Annotated in this window: 24 protein-coding genes and 1 pseudogene; 8 read left to right on the forward strand and 17 right to left on the reverse strand. The window is 66.9% G+C overall.

The features are described from left to right. Positions 1–181: 181 nt before the first annotated feature. Positions 182–304 carry a hypothetical protein gene (locus tag IEY55_RS32530; protein ID WP_268239292.1) on the forward strand — a complete coding sequence of 41 codons (123 nt, stop codon included), beginning with the start codon at positions 182–184 and terminating at the stop codon, positions 302–304. Positions 305–361: 57 nt separating this feature from the next. On the opposite strand, the gene serS is transcribed toward IEY55_RS32530, so the two are convergent. The 4 genes from serS to IEY55_RS09205 all read right to left on the reverse strand — a co-directional run bounded on the left by serS (position 362) and on the right by IEY55_RS09205 (position 4,193). Continuing rightward, positions 362–1,627 (reverse strand): serine--tRNA ligase, encoded by a 1,266-nt coding sequence (serS, locus tag IEY55_RS09190; protein WP_189056003.1) that lies wholly within the window; start codon positions 1,625–1,627, stop codon positions 362–364. Positions 1,628–1,697: 70 nt separating this feature from the next. Further along, complete coding sequence (locus IEY55_RS09195) at positions 1,698–2,165, reverse strand: DUF350 domain-containing protein (RefSeq protein ID WP_189056134.1); 468 nt, start codon at positions 2,163–2,165, stop codon at positions 1,698–1,700. Positions 2,166–2,269: 104 nt separating this feature from the next. Then, complete coding sequence (locus IEY55_RS09200) at positions 2,270–3,436, reverse strand: glutathionylspermidine synthase family protein (protein ID WP_189056005.1); 1,167 nt, start codon at positions 3,434–3,436, stop codon at positions 2,270–2,272. A 19-nt stretch (positions 3,437–3,455) separates the two neighbouring features. After that, positions 3,456–4,193, reverse strand: a complete 738-nt coding sequence (locus IEY55_RS09205; RefSeq protein WP_308424738.1) for a hypothetical protein — start codon at positions 4,191–4,193, stop codon at positions 3,456–3,458. A gap of 70 nt (positions 4,194–4,263) precedes the next feature. Between IEY55_RS09205 and IEY55_RS09210 the strand changes: the two genes are divergently transcribed. Beyond that, entirely contained in the window at positions 4,264–5,412 is a 1,149-nt protein-coding gene (locus IEY55_RS09210; protein WP_229686210.1) for a septum formation family protein, read from the forward strand. Continuing rightward, complete coding sequence (locus IEY55_RS09215) at positions 5,412–5,741, forward strand: metallopeptidase family protein (RefSeq protein WP_189056140.1); 330 nt, start codon at positions 5,412–5,414, stop codon at positions 5,739–5,741. The genes IEY55_RS09210 and IEY55_RS09215 overlap by 1 nt, the downstream gene beginning before the upstream one ends. Positions 5,742–5,761: 20 nt before the next feature. Here IEY55_RS09215 and IEY55_RS09220 read toward each other — a convergent pair whose 3' ends face one another. The 3 genes from IEY55_RS09220 to IEY55_RS09230 all read right to left on the reverse strand — a co-directional run bounded on the left by IEY55_RS09220 (position 5,762) and on the right by IEY55_RS09230 (position 8,139). Further along, a complete protein-coding gene (locus IEY55_RS09220) occupies positions 5,762–6,100 on the reverse strand; it encodes a metallopeptidase family protein (protein WP_189056142.1) in 339 nt (112 codons plus the stop codon). A 638-nt stretch (positions 6,101–6,738) separates the two neighbouring features. Beyond that, the gene (locus IEY55_RS09225) at positions 6,739–7,131 is read right to left on the reverse strand and encodes a hypothetical protein (protein ID WP_189056007.1); all 393 of its coding nucleotides are present in this window, start codon (positions 7,129–7,131) and stop codon (positions 6,739–6,741) included. A gap of 660 nt (positions 7,132–7,791) precedes the next feature. Beyond that, on the reverse strand, positions 7,792–8,139 hold the full coding sequence (locus tag IEY55_RS09230; protein ID WP_189056009.1) for a hypothetical protein: 348 nt from the start codon (positions 8,137–8,139) through the stop codon (positions 7,792–7,794). Between the two features lie 267 nt (positions 8,140–8,406). Between IEY55_RS09230 and IEY55_RS09235 the strand changes: the two are divergent. Further along, positions 8,407–8,748 (forward strand): annotated as a pseudogene (locus tag IEY55_RS09235) (histone-like nucleoid-structuring protein Lsr2); the annotation flags it as partial. Positions 8,749–9,042: 294 nt separating this feature from the next. Here the strand turns inward: IEY55_RS09235 and IEY55_RS09240 are convergent. After that, positions 9,043–10,176, reverse strand: coding sequence for a helix-turn-helix domain-containing protein (locus tag IEY55_RS09240; RefSeq protein WP_229686211.1), 1,134 nt, complete (start codon positions 10,174–10,176; stop codon positions 9,043–9,045). Positions 10,177–10,312: 136 nt separating this feature from the next. After that, positions 10,313–10,759: an NUDIX hydrolase gene (locus IEY55_RS09245; protein WP_229686212.1), complete on the reverse strand. Its 447-nt coding sequence runs from the start codon at positions 10,757–10,759 to the stop codon at positions 10,313–10,315. 166 nt (positions 10,760–10,925) lie between these two features. On the opposite strand from IEY55_RS09245, the gene IEY55_RS09250 reads away from it, so the two are divergent. The 4 genes from IEY55_RS09250 (at position 10,926) to IEY55_RS09260 (ending at position 14,307) form a co-directional block, all read left to right on the forward strand. Further along, positions 10,926–11,690, forward strand: a complete 765-nt coding sequence (locus IEY55_RS09250) for a TauD/TfdA family dioxygenase (RefSeq protein ID WP_189056016.1) — start codon at positions 10,926–10,928, stop codon at positions 11,688–11,690. A 528-nt stretch (positions 11,691–12,218) separates the two neighbouring features. Then, on the forward strand, positions 12,219–12,542 hold the full coding sequence (locus IEY55_RS09255) for a hypothetical protein (protein WP_189056018.1): 324 nt from the start codon (positions 12,219–12,221) through the stop codon (positions 12,540–12,542). 323 nt (positions 12,543–12,865) lie between these two features. Next, positions 12,866–13,357: a UCP032817 domain-containing protein gene (locus tag IEY55_RS33290; protein WP_505735177.1), complete on the forward strand. Its 492-nt coding sequence runs from the start codon at positions 12,866–12,868 to the stop codon at positions 13,355–13,357. Between the two features lie 56 nt (positions 13,358–13,413). Continuing rightward, entirely contained in the window at positions 13,414–14,307 is an 894-nt protein-coding gene (locus IEY55_RS09260; protein WP_189056020.1) for a phosphotransferase family protein, read from the forward strand. An 89-nt stretch (positions 14,308–14,396) separates the two neighbouring features. On the opposite strand, the gene IEY55_RS09265 is transcribed toward IEY55_RS09260, so the two are convergent. The 8 genes from IEY55_RS09265 to IEY55_RS09300 form a co-directional block, all read right to left on the reverse strand. After that, complete coding sequence (locus IEY55_RS09265) at positions 14,397–14,819, reverse strand: hypothetical protein (protein WP_189056022.1); 423 nt, start codon at positions 14,817–14,819, stop codon at positions 14,397–14,399. A gap of 99 nt (positions 14,820–14,918) precedes the next feature. After that, positions 14,919–15,110: a hypothetical protein gene (locus IEY55_RS09270; RefSeq protein WP_189056024.1), complete on the reverse strand. Its 192-nt coding sequence runs from the start codon at positions 15,108–15,110 to the stop codon at positions 14,919–14,921. Continuing rightward, entirely contained in the window at positions 15,107–15,616 is a 510-nt protein-coding gene (locus IEY55_RS09275; protein ID WP_189056025.1) for a hypothetical protein, read from the reverse strand. Before IEY55_RS09275 ends, IEY55_RS09270 begins: the two co-directional genes overlap by 4 nt. Before the next feature lie 23 nt (positions 15,617–15,639). Continuing rightward, positions 15,640–16,644 (reverse strand): sigma factor-like helix-turn-helix DNA-binding protein, encoded by a 1,005-nt coding sequence (locus tag IEY55_RS09280; RefSeq protein ID WP_189056027.1) that lies wholly within the window; start codon positions 16,642–16,644, stop codon positions 15,640–15,642. Between the two features lie 162 nt (positions 16,645–16,806). Continuing rightward, positions 16,807–17,118, reverse strand: a complete 312-nt coding sequence (locus IEY55_RS09285; RefSeq protein ID WP_189056028.1) for a hypothetical protein — start codon at positions 17,116–17,118, stop codon at positions 16,807–16,809. Beyond that, complete coding sequence (locus IEY55_RS09290) at positions 17,105–17,770, reverse strand: HNH endonuclease signature motif containing protein (protein ID WP_189056030.1); 666 nt, start codon at positions 17,768–17,770, stop codon at positions 17,105–17,107. Before IEY55_RS09290 ends, IEY55_RS09285 begins: the two co-directional genes overlap by 14 nt. Next, positions 17,757–18,170 (reverse strand): endonuclease domain-containing protein, encoded by a 414-nt coding sequence (locus IEY55_RS32960; protein WP_189056144.1) that lies wholly within the window; start codon positions 18,168–18,170, stop codon positions 17,757–17,759. The genes IEY55_RS09290 and IEY55_RS32960 overlap by 14 nt, the downstream gene beginning before the upstream one ends. Further along, positions 18,119–19,996, reverse strand: a complete 1,878-nt coding sequence (locus IEY55_RS09300; protein ID WP_189056032.1) for a DNA polymerase — start codon at positions 19,994–19,996, stop codon at positions 18,119–18,121. Before IEY55_RS09300 ends, IEY55_RS32960 begins: the two co-directional genes overlap by 52 nt. Between the last annotated feature and the right edge of the window lie 14 nt (positions 19,997–20,010).

The raw sequence follows: 20,010 nt of genomic DNA on the forward strand, positions 1-20,010 counted from the left end.
CTAACACGATTGAGACACATATGTCTCATATGAGACAGCAGTGATGCTCACCACGGGCGAATTCGGCATTGACGAGACAGGTCGTGACGCTGTTACACAACAGCGTCACTGGACCGCCGTAGGCCGAGCGGGTAGGAATCGCCACTCGTCATCCCCACCACGAACCGCCCGGAGGGCCGCCATGCACACCCTGATCCTGAGCGACGCGAGCCGTTACGTGGCCGGCGTGGTGCTGCTTTCGATCGTCACGATCGAGTTCGGTGGCTGGTTCATGACCCGCATCGTCCGCGGCCAGTGCCGATGACCGACTTCCAGAAGGCGGAGAGAGCTCCGGAAGGCCCCCGCGCCAAAAGGATGGCTCTCAGGCGAGGGGTTCCAGCACCTCGCTGCCGCCCAGGAAGGGACGCAACGCCTCGGGCACCCGCACCGACCCGTCGGCCAGCTGGTGGTTCTCCAGGATCGCCACGATCCACCGCGTGGTCGCCAGCGTCCCGTTGAGCGTGGCCGCGATCTGCGGCCGGCCGTTGGGGTCCCGGTACCGCACGGACAACCGCCGCGCCTGGAAGGTCGTGCAGTTCGAGGTCGAGGTGACCTCGCGGTAGGTCTGCTGCGACGGCAACCACGCCTCGCAGTCGTACTTCCGGGCCGCGCTCGCCCCGAGGTCGCCCGCGGCCACGTCGATCACGCGGTAGGGCAGCTCGACCTTGGCGAGCATCTCCTCCTCCCAGGCCAGCAGGCGCAGGTGCTCGTCGTGCGCCTCCTCCGGCCGGCAGTAGGAGAACATCTCGACCTTGTTGAACTGGTGGACGCGGATGATGCCGCGCACGTCCTTGCCGTACGAGCCGGCCTCGCGGCGGAAACAGGACGACCAGCCGGCGTACCGGCGGGGGCCGGCGGACAGGTCGATGATCTCGCCGGCGTGGTAGCCGGCAAGCGGCACCTCGGAGGTACCGACCAGGTACAGGTCGTCGTCCCGCAGCCGGTAGACCTCGCCGGCGTGGGCACCAAGGAACCCGGTGCCCTCCATGACCTCCGGCCGCACCAGCACCGGTGGCACCATCATCACGAAGCCGGCGGCGACCGCCTGCTGCATCGCCAGGTTCAACAGCGCCAGCTCGAGCTGGGCGCCGATCCCGGTGAGGAAGTAGAAGCGCGCGCCGGACACCTTGGCCCCGCGCTCCACGTCGATCGCGCCGATGCGCTCACCCAGCTCCAGGTGGTCGCGCGCGGTGAAGTCGAACCCGGGCGGCGTCCCGACGTGCTTGAGCACGACGTAGTCGTCCTCGCCGCCGGCCGGGGCGCCCCCCTCGACGACGTTGGACACCTGCCGGTGTGCCACGACGAACGCGCTCTCCGCCTCGCCCTGCTCGGCCTCGGCGGCCCTGACCTCGGCGGCCAGCTCCTTGGCCTTGGCCAGCAACGCCGCGCGCTCATCACCCTGTGCCCTGCCCACCTGCCTGCCGAGCTGCTTCTGCTCGGCGCGCAAGGAGTCGGCCCGGGACGCGGCGGAGCGGCGCCGCTCGTCGGCGGCGAGCAGCGCGTCCACCAGCGCGGGGTCCTCGCCCCTCGCCCGCTGGGAGGCGCGCACGGCGTCCGGGTCCTCGCGGAGCGTCTTGAGGTCAATCACGGCAGGTCAGCCTAGTCGCCGCCAACAAGGTCGTTCCCGGCGGCCAGCAGCGGTGGACGCTTCGGCCACGTCAGGAGATCGCGACCGCGACGACCAGGCCGAGCGCGACGTGCGCGGCCGCGACCACGAGGCTCGCCGGGGCGTAGTGCTCGGCCCGGATGACCGCCCGGACCTCGATCCGGGTCACCCACTCCAGCAACCGCACCGCCAGCACCTGCACGATCACGCCGACCAGACCGAAGATCAACGCCGAGAGCAGGCCCTCGAAAAGCCGTCCCCCGGCGTTGAAGATGGCCACGACGACGATGAACGCCATGCTGACCAGGCCGGCCGAGGTCACCACGACGGCGTTGGGGCGCCCCTCCCGGACGAGCTGGCCGAGCCGCCCGGGGGTGGTCAGGTCGATCGCGTAGAAGCCGACCAACATCAGGAACAGGCCCACCAGGGCGTACAGCACGATGGCTCCGACGCCACGCCCGATGAACCCGGCGAAGCCCTCCTGCAACGCCAGGCCGTGCTGCGCGGCGTGCGAGTACATCGTCACTTGGTGCCTCCTCGATCCTCGGACGGCTGGGCGTTGTCGGTCGCGAAAGCCCGCGGGCCGCTGTCCGTTCTGGTCGGTTTGCCGATCTCGCCGGGACCCTACGGCCGCGGGATGCGGTGCGGTACGAACGCCGCGCCGTCGTCGGTCACCAGGCCGGTCGTCTCCCGGATGCCGAGCCCCGCGGAACCGTCACCGACGATCCAGGCGCCCAGCACCGGACGCATCCCGTCGAACTCGGGCAGCGGGTCGAAGAGCTGGTAGACGTAGCCCTCCTCGCCGTACATGCCGCCGGTGGCGTGCTCGTACCCGGGCGCCACGATCTGGATGTTGGCGCCTTCCCTGCCGAGCTTGGGCTTGCGCACGTACTCGGTGAGCATGCCCGGCTCGTCGAGGTAGGCCGGCAACAGGTTGGGGTGCCCGGGGTACATCTCCCACAGCACGGCCAGCAGCGCCTTGTTGGAGAGCATCATCTTCCACAACGGCTCCAGCCACATCGTTCCCGGCAGGGACTCGACGGCGTACTTGCCGAACTCCTCCTCGACGACCCACTCCCAGGGGTAGAGCTTGAAGATCGTCCGCATCGGCGCCTCGGCGAGGTCGACGAACCGGTGCAGCTGGCTGTCCCAGCCGACCTCCTCCAGCGCCAGGCCCACCGTGTCCAGGCCGGCTTCGGCCGCCGTCTCCTGCAGGTAGGCCACGGTCAGGTGGTCCTCGCCGGTCTGGTCCCCGGCCGACCAGGTGAAGTGCACCTCGCCGGAGGGCAGCCGGCCGGCGATCTCGCCCCATTGCTCGACCAGCCGCTCGTGCAGCGAGTTCCACTGGTCGTCACCGTCGTGGGTGTCGGTCAGCCAGTGCCACTGCACGACCGCGGCCTCCAGCAGCGCGGTCGGGGTGTCGGCGTTGTACTCCAGGAGCTTGGCCGGCCCGCTGCCGTCGTAGCGCAGGTCGAAGCGGCCGTAGAGGTGCGGGTCGCGACGCCGCCAGGAGTCGGCGATCGCCGGCCACAACCATTCCGGGATGCCGAAGTCGCGGTACCGCTCGGTTGTGACGATGGTGTCGACCGCCTCCAGGCACATCGAGTGCAGCAACTCGACGTCGGCCTCCATCGAGAGCACCTCGTCCATTTCGAAGACGTAGTGCACCGACTCGTCCCAGTACGGCCGGTACGAGCCGTCCGCGTGGGTGGACGGGGAGCCGAAGACCAGGCCCTGCTCGGCGACCCGCCGCTCCCAGTCACGGCGTGGTTCGAGGATCTCGCGCCGCAAGTCGTCTCAGCTCCGCCCCTCAGCTCCCGCTGCTGCCCTTGATGCCGAACCCGCCGCGCTGGATCGTCTTGCCCGACTGGGTCTTGACCTCGGCGCCCTGTGGTTTCACGGTGGAGCCGCCGCTGATCTTGTCGCCGACGCGGCCGGTCCCGCCGTAGTTGTAGTAGTACTGGCCACCACCGGGCAGGAAGATGATCCCGCCGCCGACGTGGCCACCGTGGCTGCGGACGTAGGACTCGTCGCAGTACTGGTCGTCGACGACGGTGCCGTCCTGCTGCACGCAGTGGGCGGTGACCTGCTGGGGTCGGGTGGCGGCGTAGGAGATCGCGATGAGGGCGACCACGCCCACCGTGACGCCGCTGCCGATCAGTACCCGGCGGCGGATCTTGGCCCGGTGTTCGGCACGCGCCAGCTCAGCCTGCTGCTGCTCGCGCTCCCGTGCCTCGGCACGCTGGCGGGCCTTCTGCTCGGCCAGGGTGGGCGGGCGGGGGCGCGTGGTCCCCGGATCCTGGAACTGCACGCTTCCGCGACGCGGTGGGGCCGGTGGGCCGGCCGGTGCGGGTTGCCCGGGGTCTGCCGGCTGTCCCGCGCCCGGTGGTTGGTCCGCGCCGGGGGTACCGCCGGGCCACGGTGTCTGGCCGGGGCCGGGCGGTTGCGCACCACCGGCCGGCGTCGGTTGCCCGAACGGGCGACCATCTGGCCCGCTGTCGGGTGGTTCCGGCCCCTGCCCGGGCCCGCTCCTGTCATGGTCAGTCATCAGCCACTCCCCGGGCCGCACCGTACCCATGTCCTCGGTCGGGCGGGGGCACGCCCACAAAAAGCAACGCATGTCACCCGAACAGCCGCCGGGTACACCCCCACCCGGCATGATGGAGGAGATGGGCTCGCGCGGTGAAGCACTGTTGGGCAACGGACGCACTGCGAGCACCCGGCTGGTCATGCTCGGGGGGTTCGCCGGTGCGATCCTCGCCATCACCATCAGCACCGTCCTGTCCTGGGACGTGATCGGCAGTGGTGGCGCGGCGCAGCGTGCGCGGGCGGCCGAGGCATCGGCGCGGGCGGAGGCGTTCTCCGCGCCGGCGGGGGCGTGCCTGAACTGGACCCGGGACGACAAGTCCGATATCCGGCAGGTGCCGTGCACCGAGAAGCACCTGTTCGAGCTCATCGGGAACGTGGACGTCGCGGGCGTGTTCGGTAAGGACGCCCCGTTCCCGAAGACCGACCAGTGGTTGCAGCTCCAGCAGGAGCGGTGCGCGCCGGTCGCCAACCAGTACCTGTCCGGGAAGTTCGACCCGCAGGGGCGGTTCAAGCTCAGCGTGCTGCTCCCTACCCAGGAGGAGTGGCGGAACGGGGACCGGCAGATGCGGTGCGGCCTGCAGGTGCCGTTGCCGTCGGGCGCGGTCTACCCGGTGATCGGGGCGGTGTCGACGCAGGACCAGTCCGACGTGCACGAGGCGGGGATCTGCCTCGGGATCAGCGGCAAGAGCGTGTACGACCCGGTGTCCTGCGACAAGCCGCACTCGTTCGAGATCATCGGCGTGGTGGACCTCGGCGCACAGTTCCACGAGGGCTTCCCGGAGCAGAAGAAGCAGGACGAGGCGCTGCTGAACGCGTGTACTGCGATGGCCAAGCAGTACGCGCCCGGGCAGGACATCGGGAAGAAGGGTCTCACCATCGCCTGGGACAACCGCAGCCAGGAGAGCTGGAACGCCGGATCGTTCCGGGTGAACTGCAAGCTGGGGGCACCGCTGCCGGACGGGAGCGGGCTGGCACCGGTGACCGGGAGCGTGCGTGGTGAGGTCACGGTGGGCAAGGAGCCGGCGCCGGCGGTGACCAGCACGCCGTGGCCGGGGACGCCGGCGACGCCGGTGCAGCCGCCGGCCGCGGTGCCGCACCCGTCGGAGCGGCCACCGGCACACCCGCCGCACGGGCCGGCGCCCAGCTCGGAGGCGGCCGGTTCCGGGTCCGGGGGCTGATCGTGGTCGAGATGTCCCGGGACCGGTTCGAGGAACTGGTGTCAGAGGCGTTGGACCTGGTGCCGCCGGAGCTGGCCACGGCGATGCAGAACGTGGTGGTGCTGGTGGAGGACCGGCACGAGAGCGACCCGGATCTGCTCGGGCTGTACGAGGGGATCGCCCTCACCGAGCGCGGGACGTACTACGCCGGGGTGCTTCCGGACCGGATCTTCATCTTCCGGGAGCCGATCCTGGCCATCTGTGGGGACGAGGACGAGGTGGTGGACGAGGTCGTGACGACCGTGGTTCAGCTTGTTCCGTCGTACACCACGCTGGCGGACGTAGCTTAGCGAACGCCAGCACCCGTGAGCTAGCCCCACCCAAGTTCATGAAGTCGCTGGTCAGAGATGCCGAAGTGATGCCCGACCTCATGAACCACTGTGGTCGCTACTTCGTCCACCACCTCGTCCCGGGTGCTGCACATGCGCAGCGTTGGACCCATGTAGATGGTGATGCGGTCCGGCAGCACCCCGGCGTAGTACGTGCCCCGCTCCGTCAGCGCCACGCCCTCGTAGAGCCCGAGGAGGTCCGGGTCTGACTCTGGTTCGTCCTCGACCAGCACCACGACGTTGCTCATGAGCCCCGCCAGTTCTGGTGGGATCAGATCAAGCGCCTCGGCTACTAGGTCTTCGAAGTCTGCTCGGGGCATGTCCACGCGGTCATTCTGACTTCATCCGTCGTGGGGGAGGCTTGCCGCCGGGCCCGCTTCCTGCGCTCGATTAGGGCTCTGAGCGCGTCGGGCTCCCAGGATTTCGCCGGACAGCTAGATGACAGCCTAGCGATCAACAGACTCACAGGTGTGGATAACTTGTGAGCAACTAGCACCCAAATAGGTGACACCAGGGATCGTCGCGGGTTGCTAGCCGATGGACCTTCTCAGCCGCGTCGAGCGCAATCCGCCGGACATCCGGGAGGGGGCCGCACCTGCGGCCCGGTGATGCGCCATGCTGTCTTGAGTATCGCACGACGTGGGGGCCAGCGTGGTCACGATCAGGGCGGGGCGGCCGGGCCCTCGTGAGGGGTATTGCTGGTGTGTGGCGACGCCCGTGCACGTTCGCCTTGCTCTCCGGACACAGGCGTTGACCCCGTGGGCGTATCGCCGCGGCCACCAAGCGGGCTGGTACCACGAGCAGGGGCGCTGTCCGGCCGGTGGGCGGAAGGTGTGTTCTCCCTTTGCGACGAGTTGGGAAGAATCCGCCCCACAGTGACCAGCAACGAGAGGGGATAGCCGTAGCGCCGCCCCTCCCGCTGCTGAGGTGCTGTCAGCTCGGCCCCATGTAGCCTGGCCTACTCGTCGTCCTGGCCTGTCGACTGCGGCCCGCCGGGCCAGCCACCATCCTGGTGGACGCGGGCCAGCTCGTCAGCCAAGGTGCTGCGTCGGTGGTGGGCCGCGTCGGCGTTCGGCAGCCACAGCGCGTCGGCGATGCGCTGCCATGACCAGCCGTGCCGCCGTGCCTGGTCGATGAATGCTGCCTCAGACTGGGCCAGCACCCTGCGGTGGCGCGCCAACTCCTGGTACCAGGCGGTTAGAACGTCGTCGGTGAGGTCGGGTGCTGGGGCTCGGTTCGAGGCGATGATGAGTCCGGTCAGCTGGTCGAGGTCAAGGAGCAGGTGTCGGTCCTGGTCGAACTGGTGACCGTGGAACCACTGGTCGATAGCGGGGTTGCGGTTGTGTGCCACACGTCCACTTTCGGAGTGTCGGGGGCGGCGCGCAAGAGGGCTTTGTGGTCGCCGGATGTTCTCGCCCGCCGCCCCTCATACACCGTGTCTGTTTAGGGCAGGTCGGGGTTGTGACTCACGCCGTTCCTACCTTATGTGTCCGATCCACAATTCAGCTCCCCCTGATCCGTGATCCCAGCACCAGGTCGGGAAGCCGCGGAACGCGAAGACGATTGCATCGTCCTTGCACCGTTGGCACGGCGGATTGAGCCAGTTATCTTGCCAGTAGTAGTGCTTAACGAAAATGTTGACGTTGTCCGGTGGGGCGCCGCCGCCGTCGCACTGTGACGGAGCCTCCGTGATCTCGTGTGCCACCCCCGTAGGGGCAGGACCTGACTCGCTCGCCTGAGCCGCCGTCACCGTTGCCAACGGAGCTAAACCGGCAATCGCCACGGCGGCAGTCAGCACGCGTAAGCGTCCTGCTCTCAATTTTGATCCTCCCTCTCTCCATGGACGGCCGACCCCCTCTTTTCGTCGGCCGTGGAGGATCATGCAGGGCGGACATCCCGGCCGGTACCACCGCATGGATTCGCCTACTCGGCCCACTCGAGATACTCCGTTACATGGCTAGCCTGTTAAAGATATCCGCTGCCACCCCGCCACGTGCGGTTGCGAGCTATCTCAGGGCGCCCGGAATTCCTGTGGTGCGGCACGTGTGGCGTGGAAAGTCGCCACCAACGCGGCGCGAATACCAGCGTCACATGGTCGAAGCGGGGCGCCCTCGGCCACCAAGTCGACCACGGCCGCGAGTGCCTCATCGTGATGGTTCCACAACCCCGGCGGCGCGTCGTGGGCCGCGAGACACTTCCGCGCCGTGTGGAGGAACGCGATCAGCGCCGTGCCGTCTCCGGATAGCACCGCACGCGCCAACTCCACCAGCCCGGCGAGTTCCCGGGGCCGCTTGTGCTCGCCCGCGAACTGGAGGACGACGGCCAGGTAGCGGCCGAGCACCACGCCGGGGCGATCCATGGCCGGCACTGTAGCCAGCCGCAGTGACAATTGCCGGGAAGTCACCGGTTCGGCGTCACCAGGAACGACCACGGGCCGGCGGGCCGAAACTTTCGGTTGGACGCTGCGGCTAATCTTGTCGACGTGGCACGTCTCCCCGTCGTGCCACGTCGACCGACCCCGGCATGTCCCCTCTCCTCAAGATATGCCGGGGCCGGTCCCCTCAGACCTGCCCCGTTGGGGACGGGGCTCCTGTTTGTTAAGACGACACAGAACGGTAGAGCACGCATGGCGCAGAAAGTCACCGTCCAGCTCATTGACGACATGGACGGCGGGACCGCCGCCGAAACCATCACGTTCGCGCTGGACGGCGTGACCTACGAAATCGACCTGTCCGAGGCCAACGCTGGCAAACTCCGCGATGCCTTCGCCACGTTCGTGGGCGCCGCACGACGGGCCGGGACAGCCTCCAGCGGGATCGGTCGCCGTCGGCCGGCACCCACAACCACCGCCCCGGCACGACGGGAAAAACTCCAGGCCATCCGGGAATGGGCACGTGCCAACGGACACACAGTGTCCGACCGGGGCCGCATCTCCGCCGAGATCATGAACGCCTACCGCAACCACAACCAGGTCACGGCCCCGCCCGCCAACGCCCACGCGGACACCCCATCGGCTCAGGTCCCGACCATGGCGTTCAGCTCCGAAGGCAACATCTCCGCACCCGTCCACGCCTGACGCCGACAACGCAGGGTGCCCCGGCAGCCTTACACACGGGCCGCCGGGGCGCCGTCCGGCTCGTCGCGGGGTTCCTGGTCGTTCTTCTCTAGTTCTGGGGCACTCTGTTTTCCCATGCGCGAACCGTATCGCTGGATGACGTGAGGTAGAACCACTATCGGGGTCCTCCCCGTCGGTTCACCCCCACTATCCCGTCGGGGTGAGCATGTCCCGCAATCGACGCAGGATGGCCTGCCCCTCCATAGCCACGTAATCGAGCCTGGCGGTTTCTGCGGCCCGGATGGCCCGCTGAACCTGATGGGGCAACCTGTGGGACTCTGCTGCTTTCAGGGCCACCCGCAGCGCTTCGGTTGCCCCATCCCTCTCACCAGCAGCCAACAACACTTCTCCGGCGGTGACTCGCTCAATGACGTGCCACTGCGGTGCGAGGGGAAGCGCGTTCACTGGGTCCGCGTTGAGTAGTCGGGCGGCTTCGGCTGCGCGGGCTGTGGAGATCAGTCCGCGCAGGTGGATCTCATGGAAGGTGAACGGGTTGAACAGCATTTCGCGCCCGTCGTGGTGGTCGAGTACGTTTCGGTAAGCGCTGACGGCCTGATCAAAAAGCGTGGGGTCGCCGAGTTCCCCAGCGGCTCGGGAGAGGAGCGCGAGAGCCGCCCCGCGTCCCTCGTTGTCCTCGGATACCTGGAGCGCACGTTGGAGCCTCAGCACGGCCGCACCGGTGTGTTCCGCCTTGCGCAGCTCGTTGCCGTGCATCCGCAGGGCGTGAGCCAGGAGAGCACGGTCGCCAAGCCGTTCCGCAACGAGAAGTCCTTTGCCGGTCCACCGAGCAGCAGCGCTCAGCCGTTCCTCGGGTAGCACGGTGCCGAGCGAAACTCCGAGGGCTGTCCGGGCTTGCCCGAGCAACACCAGTGTGTCCCATTCAGCATGACCAGCGGCAACCCGTGCCTCCAGTCGGGCGACCAGTGGCCACAACTCGTTGACCGCGTCGACAGCGCGGCCTGCCTTGCGGGCGATCTCGGCAAGACGAACGGTGGAATCGCCAAACTGAATCATTGCCGCAAAGTCGACGTCTTCGCGGTCCGTGACGCCGAGGACATGGGCAGGCAATCCAAGAACGCCTGCAATATGGCGACGAGTCCCCACGTCCTTAATGGTCCGTCGACCGGTCTCGATCATAGATACGTACGTTTTGTCGTAGCCGAGAAGCACCGCGAGCCTGTCTTGGCTCAGTCGGTTCAACCGGCGGTAGGTGCGGAGAATGATTCGCAGGTCGCGGGTTGCGAGTGCTGCGCTGGCATCCGGTGTGGACCACAGCCACATGGCCGGCGTGAGCCGTTGAACGGGGACGGACGGAGACTCGCGGTTGGCTGTGGCGTAGCACGTGGGGCATACGTGGTCCAGCGCAAAGCGGCTTAGCTCAGCACCGCAGGACTCACACCGTCGGCTGGGCATGGGCCTACCCAATCAGCTCCGGGGCCTGCTCCCGTAGATGAGCAAACCACCTTGCGATTGACCGCTTATACCCGTCCGGCATGTGCAGCTCGGGAACCTCACCCTCCTTAAACAAGCCCACTTCCTTGTGTTCATGGGAAAGAACGGGAGGGGCCGCGGTGTCTGGGTAACAGCCGTAAGTCACGATGAACACGTCCTTCTCAGCGGTCGCGATGTGGTACATCCAGGAGTCCAGGATCGGCCCGGTGGTGACCTTCCACTGAGTCTCTTCGGTAATCTCGCGTGCTACGCACTCTTCGGGAGTCTCGCCAGGTTCAATCTTGCCGCCCGGCAATTCCCACTCCTCGCGCTCGTTCCGCAGTAGTAACACCTTGCCATCACGAACGACAACACCCTTGACGGAGATGGGGAAGAGGTGGAACGCACGTCGTAGGTCGTCGGGCTGAGACACCGGCAACTCCTCTGGGCACTGGGGGCTCACCGCGAAGGTAGCAGCACGAGGGGTCGCGACGTGATCGCTTCGAATCCGGCCGTGTTGACAGGTTGTCACTGGACTACGGGCATAGCGGGGGTTCTGCTGATCACGTCCGACCCACGACGGTGAGGAGGGTGCCCAGATGACGAACTTCGATCTGTACCGAGTCGACATCCGTGCAGGAGAGGGTCTCGCGGCGTTGGTGGCGACCCTCGCTGAACATGGGTTCGCGCTGATCACGGGGGTTAGCGAAGCGGACACCTTGCTGCGGTTGGCTCGCTCGCTGGCCACGATCGTGCCCCACAGGGACAGTGCAGCCAACGGCATCACCACGATTGCTGACCTGGGTACGCCCGGTGCTGGGTTCCTCGGGTTCAGCTCGCGCGAACTTGCTCCGCACACCGACCGTTCCAGCGTCGACAAGCCCCCCGGCTTGCTGATGATGGGGTGTGCACAACCAGCCGCCAGTGGAGGTCAGTGTGTCGTGGTCGACGGCAAGGCAGTATACGACGATCTCGCCGAGACAGCTCCTGACGCGCTTCATGCTCTTTCCACTCCGCGTTCCGCCCTGTTCGGCGGCGCGTCAGGTTACCTCGGGTCTGTCTTCAGTAGGGCCAGTAGTGGTCGGATAGCAGTTCGTTTACGACTCGATGATCTGGCCCAGTTCTCGCCGGAAGCCACTCGATTCCTTCCGATTCTTCGGGATGCTCTCAGTCGACACGCCATGACATACGGTCTCAAGACGGGAGAAGGGTACATCCTCCACAATCACCGATGGATGCATGGCCGTCGCGCATTCCTCGGACAACGAGTGATGTACCGCATCAACGGAAACCCACTACCACACATAGATATACACTCGGGGTTCACTCCGTTTCGCCGCGTACTTCCCAGCACTGCCGCATGACGGGCTGAATGTGATACCCGTAATGCTGATAGGGGTGCTCCTCGTCTTTCTGGGCTCAATGTCTCTCATCCTGGCGAGCTGTCGACTCTCTCGACAGACAACGTCAGTAAACCACAGAGCAATGTTGTTTGAGTCGGAACAGCAGCGCGAGCAGGGACGAAAAGTGGCACCACTCCCTAGCGACCCAGAAATCACTCAGCCCGTTATCAGACTTGTCTACACACCTCTTGAGACGCGGGCGCAGCGGTATCGAGCATTCGGCAAGGTTGCCTGAGCGTACAGGCGTTAGCAGTTTTCCGCCTTACTATACCTCCCTACGTGGAGGCCGTGAGAAATATTGGTTTTCTGGCTTCGCTCTGGTATTTGCGTGACAACCTGGATAGGAGTGTTTTGGCCGCAGATCTCTCGGTTCCGGGTGGTGACACGGCTGTCCGCGTGGTGGAATCGGGTACGGCGCCGAAGTTAACCGGCTCAGTCCCGACTGTTCTCCCGTATCCGGGCCGCCAGCCCGGGGAGTCACCCACGGCGATGTTGGCTCGGTGGGCGGAGAACGCGGTACGCGACGCCGAGACCTGGGAGAGACACGGGGACACGAGTCTCGCGCGACTGGCCCGGCTCCGCGCTGAGATCTATATCAGCGCCGCTGAGCTGGTGGACGCCGACGGGATGCCGGCCGTGGTCGGCCCGTTCCGGCATCACGCGGCGACTCTGGCAGCCGAGCTTGACGGGCTGGAACGCCTGGGTGCCCCGCTGCAAGCGCGTGAGCTGCTCTATATCGCCGGACGCGCACACCAGGCGGTCGCCGCCGCCATAAGTGGAGAACTGATCGAGTACATCCATAAATGGCCTTAGCTTCCGTGTCGTCGCACACGGAGGTAGGGAACCCAACCATTTCTTACCCTGAAGGGAGGGATCTCCTGGCCGTTACTGGGGCCGCCGCTCTCCATTCCCACACACCCCGGGGATGGGTTCAGGGCGGCGGCCCGTTCCACCCGTACGTTCCACTGCTCGCCCCTCTTGCGCGCCCACGAGGGGCGAGTGTCGGTTGCCCATATTCATTTTTCCGCAAGCAAGAGACCGCCCATTAGTCGTATTGCTCACACTCACTCACCCGAGCATCCTCGGTCTAGTAGCGCCCAGTCGGGGCGCAGGGAAAACCGTTGGAGGCTGCAAGGATGACGCTTGCATTAGAGACAAACGAACCGCAGCGTCTCATTGATGAACACTTATTCAGTTGGCACGTTGCCCGGATCACCAGGGACAACCCGGAGGTGGACTGCGGGCTAGCCGAGCGGATTGCGTTGGAAACGTACAAGTTCCTCGCGGCGTGTGCGGCGGAGCCAGAGCCCGCGCTGTCCCCGAGCCACACGGTGGACAAGGGATGGCACGCTCTCCTCCTCAACACGCGCGCGTACAGCTCTATCTGTGGCCGGGTGGCGGTCCGGTTCATCCACCATGTCCCGCACGACTACGACATCCCGCCGGGGCAGCCAGGATCGACTGACCGTGTGACACCCACGATCGAGGCCCTACGGCGGGCGGGGTTTGAGCCCGACTTGGAGTTGTGGTCTGCTCACGCTGCGGAATGCAGCGACGGAAGCGACGACTGTAGCGCCAGCGGGCCGGACGGCAACGAGAACCAAGAGACCCGGCCACCCGGGCGGTAACGCGAGGTAGTTCGCTGGTCTGGCCTCACCTGAAAGCGTTCGAGGGAGTTACCGACGTGCCATCACACCGCGACTGGACGGACCTTCCCGACCAGGTTCGCGCCGCGATTCAGGCCCACACGGGACCGATCGCTACGGTGATCCCCACCGGGCGGGGCCAGACCTGCGACATCGCGGCCACTCTCCGGCTGGCCGACGGCCAACGCCGGTTCCTCAAGGGTGTGCAGGGTGCCGACCGCCGGATGCGGTGGCTTCGTCACGAGGTGACGGCGGGCCGGCTTGCCCCCGGGCTTGCTCCCGAGGTGCTGTTTCACGCCGACGTCGGGGACTGGCTTGTTGTCGTGTTCGAACATGTCGAGGGCCGCACGGCGGACTTTTCCCCCCACTCACCAGACCTCGCCCGAGTCGCGGCCACGATGCAGCGACTCGCCACCATCCCGGCCTCCGGGGTTGGCCCGCTGCGCGATCGGTGGGAGGGCCACCAGTCGTGGCGCACGCTTGCCGAGAAAGCACCAGACCGACTAGACAACTGGCACAAGACCCACCTTGAGTCTCTGATCCACTGGGAGAGCGCTGCAGCCAATCGCGTCGCGGGTCCGTCCTTGCTGCACATGGACCTTCACCAACACCAGTTCCTGATTGGCCCCGACGCCCACGACGTGCGGGTGGTGGACTGGTCTTGGCCCGCTCAAGGAGCGCCCTGGGTCGACGTTGCTTTCCTGGTCATCCGACTTACCGGCGCCGGCCACCCACCCGGCGATGCAGAACAGTGGGCTGCCGGGATCTCGTCGTGGTCTTTCACCACCGAGGAGGCGCTGACCTCGTTCGCGGCCCGCGTCGCCGGCCTGTGGCGCTATCGGGCTGCGCAGCACCCCAACAGCTCCATGTGGCGCTCAAACGCCGCGATGGCAGACACCTACCTCCGCTGGCGCTTGGCGAAACTCCTGTAAACACAAACGGGACTCCCGGCCGCCCTGTGGTGGGCTTCCGGGGGTCCCCGCTGCATTGGCCGGGGCGTCTGCCCCGTGGGGTGGTGACTCTACCGGCCGGCGAGTGTCCGGGCGCGGTCGCGTTGCTGGGTCACGGTGTCGGTGGTGACCCCGTCTGTTGCCATGGCGTCCCGTGCCGCTGGTGAGCCGTTGGACAGTTGCTGCAGTAGCAGCTCTGCCATGTCTACGGCGTGTTGGCAGGAGGGGCGGCGCCCGTTGGTGCACTGGTCGAGGTAGCGGCCCAGCTCGGCATGGGTGCTCTGCATGCGGTTGATCTCGCCTTGCGTGTTGGCGCTGGGTGGTGCGGCTGCCGTGCTGGTGTCCGGTGTGGGGGTGGTGGGCTGGTCGACCAGAGAGCCGATGATGATCAGGGTGATCAGGCCGGCGAGGATGACACCGAGTCCGATACCTACGGCTCGTTTGATGGTGTTGCCCGCTGTTGCCGATCTGTGCGTGTTGGGTCTCTTACTCACAGTGTTGATCACACCATGATCGGTACGAGCCGTCGATAAGGTCTCGGGAAACACAAAGAGCCCCTGCCCTACCGGTGAGTGGGACAGGGGCTCTGCTGGTTAGCGCCGTCGGACGAGGGTGGGGTACCGCTCGGCGGTGATCGGGTGTGTCCGGGGGATGCCCCGGGAGTCGCGGCATTCGGGAGTGACGAACTCTCGGGTGCCGGGTGGTACTCCGCGGATGTGGTGGGTGATGCCGTGCTCACATGGGCTGATGACCCGGAGGACGGTTCTGGTGTCGTCGTTGGTCATGCCGTGTTCCCCGCGATCCACTCGGCGGCCTCGTACACGTCGAGGCTAGGGATCAGGGCGGACACCTGCCCGGCCAGGGCCAAGGCCAGGGCGCGGACGCGAAGCGCGTCGGCGTGTTCGGTGTCCGGTGCGTCGTCCTGGTTTTGGTGTGCGGTGTCGGCGGCGTGGGTGTAGAGCGCGGCGGCCATCCGATCGGCGTCCTCAGTGGACAAGCAGATCAGGGTGGAGTCGTCGTCCGTTCCTACTGCCACAGCGACGTGTCGACGGTCCGAGTGTCCACACCAGACGTTCACTCCGTTGGGAAGGTCCTGTGTGATCACCCGACCAAGACAGGCGTCCCTTAGGGCGGCTGCCACGGTGCGCGCGTGGCCGGGCTCCAGTGCCACGCCGGGGGCGTCGCCGTCGGTAGCACGGCCGGGATTGGCGGCAATGACCACATGGCCACTCTCGTCCGTGCCGACCGTGAGCGTCTCGGTGGGGTCGAAGATGCAGCGATATTCAGCCAATGTGGTGATCAGCTCCTTTCGGTTCAGGCGCCCACGGCGGCCTTGAGCTTGCGGACGGCGGCGCGGACCAGCTCGGCGACGCGTTGCTTGCTGACGCCCATCTCTAGGGCGACCTCGGGCAGGGTCTTCGGTTGGGCGGCCTTTCCCAGCCCGTAGTAGCCGGTCAGGGCGGCGCGTTCCCGGTCGGTGAGCACGGCCAACATGGCGGTGACGAGCCGGACGCGGCGGGCGTGCTCGTCCTCGTCCTCCACCGCCCGGTGGGCGTCTTCACCCGTCGGGTCTTCTAACGCCTCCGCGACGGCTGTACCGCCGGTGCGGTCGTCATCGAGTGCGACCCAGGGCGCGCGGACGATGTAGTAGCCGATGACGAATGATCCCGGGGACATGCCGTAGGTCTTGCGGGCATACGCCATCGCCTCCCGGGGCCGGTCCTCCCCGGTGACCGGGTCGGCGGTCTGGGTGCAGGCGGCGATGATCTCGTGTCGGCGCTGCCGATCCATCGCCACGGAGCTGTCGGAGTCGATCGCCGCTCGCAGGTTCACCCCGACCGTGCCAAGAAAGACCCGGTCGGTGAAAATGCCCTCCTTGCACAGGGCCAACATGCGCACGACGGCCTCCTGGTGGAGGTCATCCGCGTCGATCACGGGATTGGGCCGGTTTCGGTTGTGCGGGTTGTTCGGGTCCAGCTTGTTCGCCAGCCGGATCACGAACGGGGCGTGGCGGGCGTACAGCTCCCGCCTGCCCTGCAGGTCGCCCTTGTTGGCGCGGGCGATGACGTCATCCGCTCCGGCCCGCTGTGCGGCGGCCCGGTCCTGCGGGAAGGTGGTGCGCAGGAGCCGCCGGCCCTGCTCCGGGATCTCGCCGACGACCGTGCGTCCCTGGTGTTCCCAGCGTCGAAACGCGTCCGCTGCCTCCTGCTGGGCCGACTCCGAACGGTACCCCCCGGAACCGTCCGCAGCGATGGTCTCGATCAGCAGTGGACAGTGCCGGGAACGGGGGACGCGGGTCGGCGGCGTGTCTCTGTTCATCTCTTCCTTTCGAACATGTGTTCGATCACGGGTATGGCTCCATTCGGCCGAGATCAACGCTTGTCGTCAAGACAGAAATACTCACAGTAACGGCATTGGTTATGACAACCGTTTTTGCGGTTTCGGGTTGCGCTGTGCAAACTTGGTGGGGCAAGCGTGGAACTACGCGTATGGCGTGTGATCTAGTTCTCGAACCCGATGTGCGTGGGCTGCGTCGCGCAACGCATGGTGAGCGCACTGGATCAGCCGTGTGGCGTGCGCGGTCTGGGTGCGGGCCCGGCGGATGGCGTCGTGGACCCCGGCGGCGTCGTTGGCGCAGACGACCGATTCCACGGGACGTCGGACGCCGGATACGACGTCGGTGTGCGCGCCGGGTGGCATTTCGTAGGCCAGGGGTGTCACGGCACGGGCCAGGCGGTGAAGCTCCAGGGCCGCCGTGGCGAGGGTGCGGGTGTGCTCGTCAAGGGTGGTCAACAGCGGTCCTTTCGTCTCGTCTACGACACCACCGGTGTGTCACCGCGGTGCGGGTGACGGGGTCCAGCGCGGCCAACCAGCCGGGAAGCCAGTCCCACAGGGGGCGTGCCCCTTTGCTGAGGTTCTCGGCTGCGCAGATCGGCGCGACGTTCCACGGGGTGTCTTCTCCGCCGGCCGCCAGCGGGTACAGGTGGTCGAGGTGCGCGCGGGTGTCCTTGGTGCCGCAGAGCGCGCACTCATGCCGCCAGACGCGCCGTAGCCACGGGACGTCGATCGGCAGCCGGTAGCCGCCGCGGGCACGGGCGCGTTGGGCGTGGTGGGTGCCCTTGGCGCGGTCGCCGTTGCGGGCGACCGTTCGCCATGCTTGGTCGGGAAACTCCGCGAGGTAGCGCAGCGCGCACTGTTCGGCGGCGGCGAGAAACAGGTTCACCTCGGGGTCGTTGCCGGCGGCCATGGCGCGCAGCGCTATGTAGTGCGCCCGTGCCTGTTCCATCCGCGCCGAGAGATCCCCGTAAGTGCGCAGGATTGCGGCGCACTCCCGTCGCCGTTGGGCCTGAAACCGTGCTTTGGCGTGCTCGCGGCAGAGGACCACGCTGTAGGGGCCCACCCGATAGGCACGTCCCGCCGCTCCGCAGCGTCTACACGGCGTCATTGGTCCGAATCTCCTCATGTTGTTCGAGATAGGCGAGTGCCGACTTCAAGATCACAACGTCGTCGCGGATCATCCCCAAAGCCTTATTGCAGAGGTCACAGAGAAGCCCGCGAATGAGCCCGGTGGCGTGGTCGTGGTCAATGACCAGCCTCCCGTGGGCCGTTTCCTTTTCTGGTGTTCCGCAGATCCGGCAGTCGTGGCCGTGACTGGCGTAGAAGTCCCGGATTTCGGTGTCGGTGAGGTGGTGTCGCCGTTGGCGTTGGTAGTCGCGGTGGCAGGTACGGCAGTAGGACCAAGCGCCGCCGGGTCGGCCGGCGTCCCGAACGAACTCCGCGAGTGGCTTGTCTTCTAGGCAGCGGGCGCAGCGGCGTTGTCGCTGGCCTCGTACAGGCTTCCCCAGCTTCGGCCCCCTATCTCCACCTCCGCGGCCAGCGGGACCCCGAAAAAGTCCGGTACGGCCATCGTGTCGGCAATCTCCCGCCCAATCTCGTGTGCCTCATCGCGTGGCACGGAAAACACGATCTCGTCGTGAATCGGCAAGCGCAGATACTCACCCAACCCTTTGCGATCCAGGTCGATCAGTGCTTGTGCGAGTACGTCACGCGCCACCGATTGCACGGCGTAGTTCGTGGCCGCATAGAGCCGGTGTCGGTCGACGGGGAGAATCCGTCCGGTGACGGTTTCCACTTCCGGTCGGCCCAGTCGGGCCCGCTCGACCACGCGGCGGGAAAACCGGCGTACCCCGGGGTAGACGCGGTCATAGGCCCGCACGGCGCGCTCCACGTCGGCCAGCGGCGCCCCGGTCTGCCGGGCTAGCGTGGCCGCGCCCCCGCCGTAGACCTTGCCGAAACCCACGCTTTTGGCGAGCTTGCGGTGATACGGCGTCCACTCGGGTCCCCAGATCAGCGATGCTGTATAGCCGTGGAGATCGCGGCCGGCGTGGATCGCCTCGATCATGCGTCGGTCGCCGCTCAGCGCGGCCAACACTCGCAGTTCCACGGCTTGGTAGTCGGCGCTGCCGATCACGTGTCCGGGCTCGGCCAGGAAGCATCGCCGGATTACGTGATCCCCGGCGGGCAACTGCTGTACCGGGGGCCGGGACACCGCCATACGCGCGGTGCGCGCCTGCAGACTCGCGATGCCCGGGTGGACGCGGTCCTCGGCGTCGTGCAGTTCCAGGATGGCGTCGGCATAGCTAGTCCGCCACTTCGCGGCGCGTTTCGCCCGCAATACCGCCTCGGCCAGGGGGTTGGGGTCCCGGGCGCCGCGCCGTTGCCACCGGTGATCCCGGTCGGCCAATGCCAACAGCACCGCCTGATCCACCTTGGCCGCGCCGGTGCGGGTGCGCTCGGTCAGGGTCTCGCCCATGCGTTCCAGTGCGGCGGCCACCTGGGCCGGTGCGTGGACACTGTCGACACCGAACAGCCGCGCGCGGGCGGTCTGCGCCTCCTCTTCGGCCCGGAGCCGGTCCACCAAGCCGCAGGTGTAGTCGACATCGACCAGGAAACCCCGGTTCTCCATTTCCGCGCAGATCCGCGCCACCGTGTGTTCAAAGTCAGCAAGCCGCTGCTGTCCTCGGGCGCGGACCAGCTCCGCCAGACGGTCATACAGCCGTGCGGTGAGGAGCACGTCCCCACCGCTGTAGCGCACATACGTGGGGTGTCGGAGATCGATCCTGGCCCACCCGGTCGACATGGTGTACCCGGCGGCCCGGAACGCGGCGTGCAGCTCGGCAGCCAGATCCGGCGCGTTCGGGTCCACATAGGAGGCTGCAAGGGCTTTCAGCGAGTGACCAATCCCCCCTTCGTCGCGGCCCCGCGGGTCGATCAGGTGCGCCAAGATGCGCGTGTCGGTGGTGACCTCCCACAGCCTCCGCGGATCCATTCCCATGTCGCGGGCCAGAAAGAGCACATCCGCGCGAGCGTGGTGGATCACCAGGTGACGGAGAATCCCGAACGCGTCCCGGACCGCCTGCCGGTGGTCCTGCGTCCACGGCTCGGCCCGGTCGACCGGAAGCACCCACACGGTTCGCGCCGTGCCGAACTGGACCAAGCGCATCCGGAAGTCATCCGTCCAGTAGTTCAGTCCGGTGGTCTCGGTGTCCACGGCCACCGGCCGGTGCGCGTGTTGCCGCACCCACTCCAGAAACCTCCATCGATCCACAGAGGACACGACAAAGTGGATCGTGCAGTCCTGGCCGTCGATGGTCTGTGGGTAGCTCTGCATTTTCCTCCCTGGCA

The organism is Longimycelium tulufanense (genome assembly GCF_014645795.1).
GTDB lineage: Bacteria > Actinomycetota > Actinomycetes > Mycobacteriales > Pseudonocardiaceae > Longimycelium > Longimycelium tulufanense.

Bases quoted from the DNA above. Each gene is read 5' to 3' on its own strand.
- IEY55_RS32530 (WP_268239292.1), top strand. From the start codon at position 182: ATGCACACCCTGATCCTGAGCGACGCGAGCCGTTACGTGGCCGGCGTG.
- IEY55_RS09195 (WP_189056134.1), bottom strand. From the start codon at position 2,165: ATGTACTCGCACGCCGCGCAGCACGGCCTGGCGTTGCAGGAGGGCTTC.
- IEY55_RS09205 (WP_308424738.1), bottom strand. From the start codon at position 4,193: ATGACTGACCATGACAGGAGCGGGCCCGGGCAGGGGCCGGAACCACCC.
- IEY55_RS09210 (WP_229686210.1), top strand. From the start codon at position 4,264: ATGTCACCCGAACAGCCGCCGGGTACACCCCCACCCGGCATGATGGAG.
- IEY55_RS09220 (WP_189056142.1), bottom strand. From the start codon at position 6,100: ATGCCCCGAGCAGACTTCGAAGACCTAGTAGCCGAGGCGCTTGATCTG.
- IEY55_RS09230 (WP_189056009.1), bottom strand. From the start codon at position 8,139: ATGGATCGCCCCGGCGTGGTGCTCGGCCGCTACCTGGCCGTCGTCCTC.
- IEY55_RS09240 (WP_229686211.1), bottom strand. From the start codon at position 10,176: ATGTGGCTGTGGTCCACACCGGATGCCAGCGCAGCACTCGCAACCCGC.
- IEY55_RS09250 (WP_189056016.1), top strand. From the start codon at position 10,926: ATGACGAACTTCGATCTGTACCGAGTCGACATCCGTGCAGGAGAGGGT.
- IEY55_RS09255 (WP_189056018.1), top strand. From the start codon at position 12,219: ATGTTGGCTCGGTGGGCGGAGAACGCGGTACGCGACGCCGAGACCTGG.
- IEY55_RS33290 (WP_505735177.1), top strand. From the start codon at position 12,866: ATGACGCTTGCATTAGAGACAAACGAACCGCAGCGTCTCATTGATGAA.
- IEY55_RS09270 (WP_189056024.1), bottom strand. From the start codon at position 15,110: ATGACCAACGACGACACCAGAACCGTCCTCCGGGTCATCAGCCCATGT.
- IEY55_RS09280 (WP_189056027.1), bottom strand. From the start codon at position 16,644: ATGAACAGAGACACGCCGCCGACCCGCGTCCCCCGTTCCCGGCACTGT.
- IEY55_RS09290 (WP_189056030.1), bottom strand. From the start codon at position 17,770: ATGACGCCGTGTAGACGCTGCGGAGCGGCGGGACGTGCCTATCGGGTG.
- IEY55_RS09300 (WP_189056032.1), bottom strand. From the start codon at position 19,996: ATGCAGAGCTACCCACAGACCATCGACGGCCAGGACTGCACGATCCAC.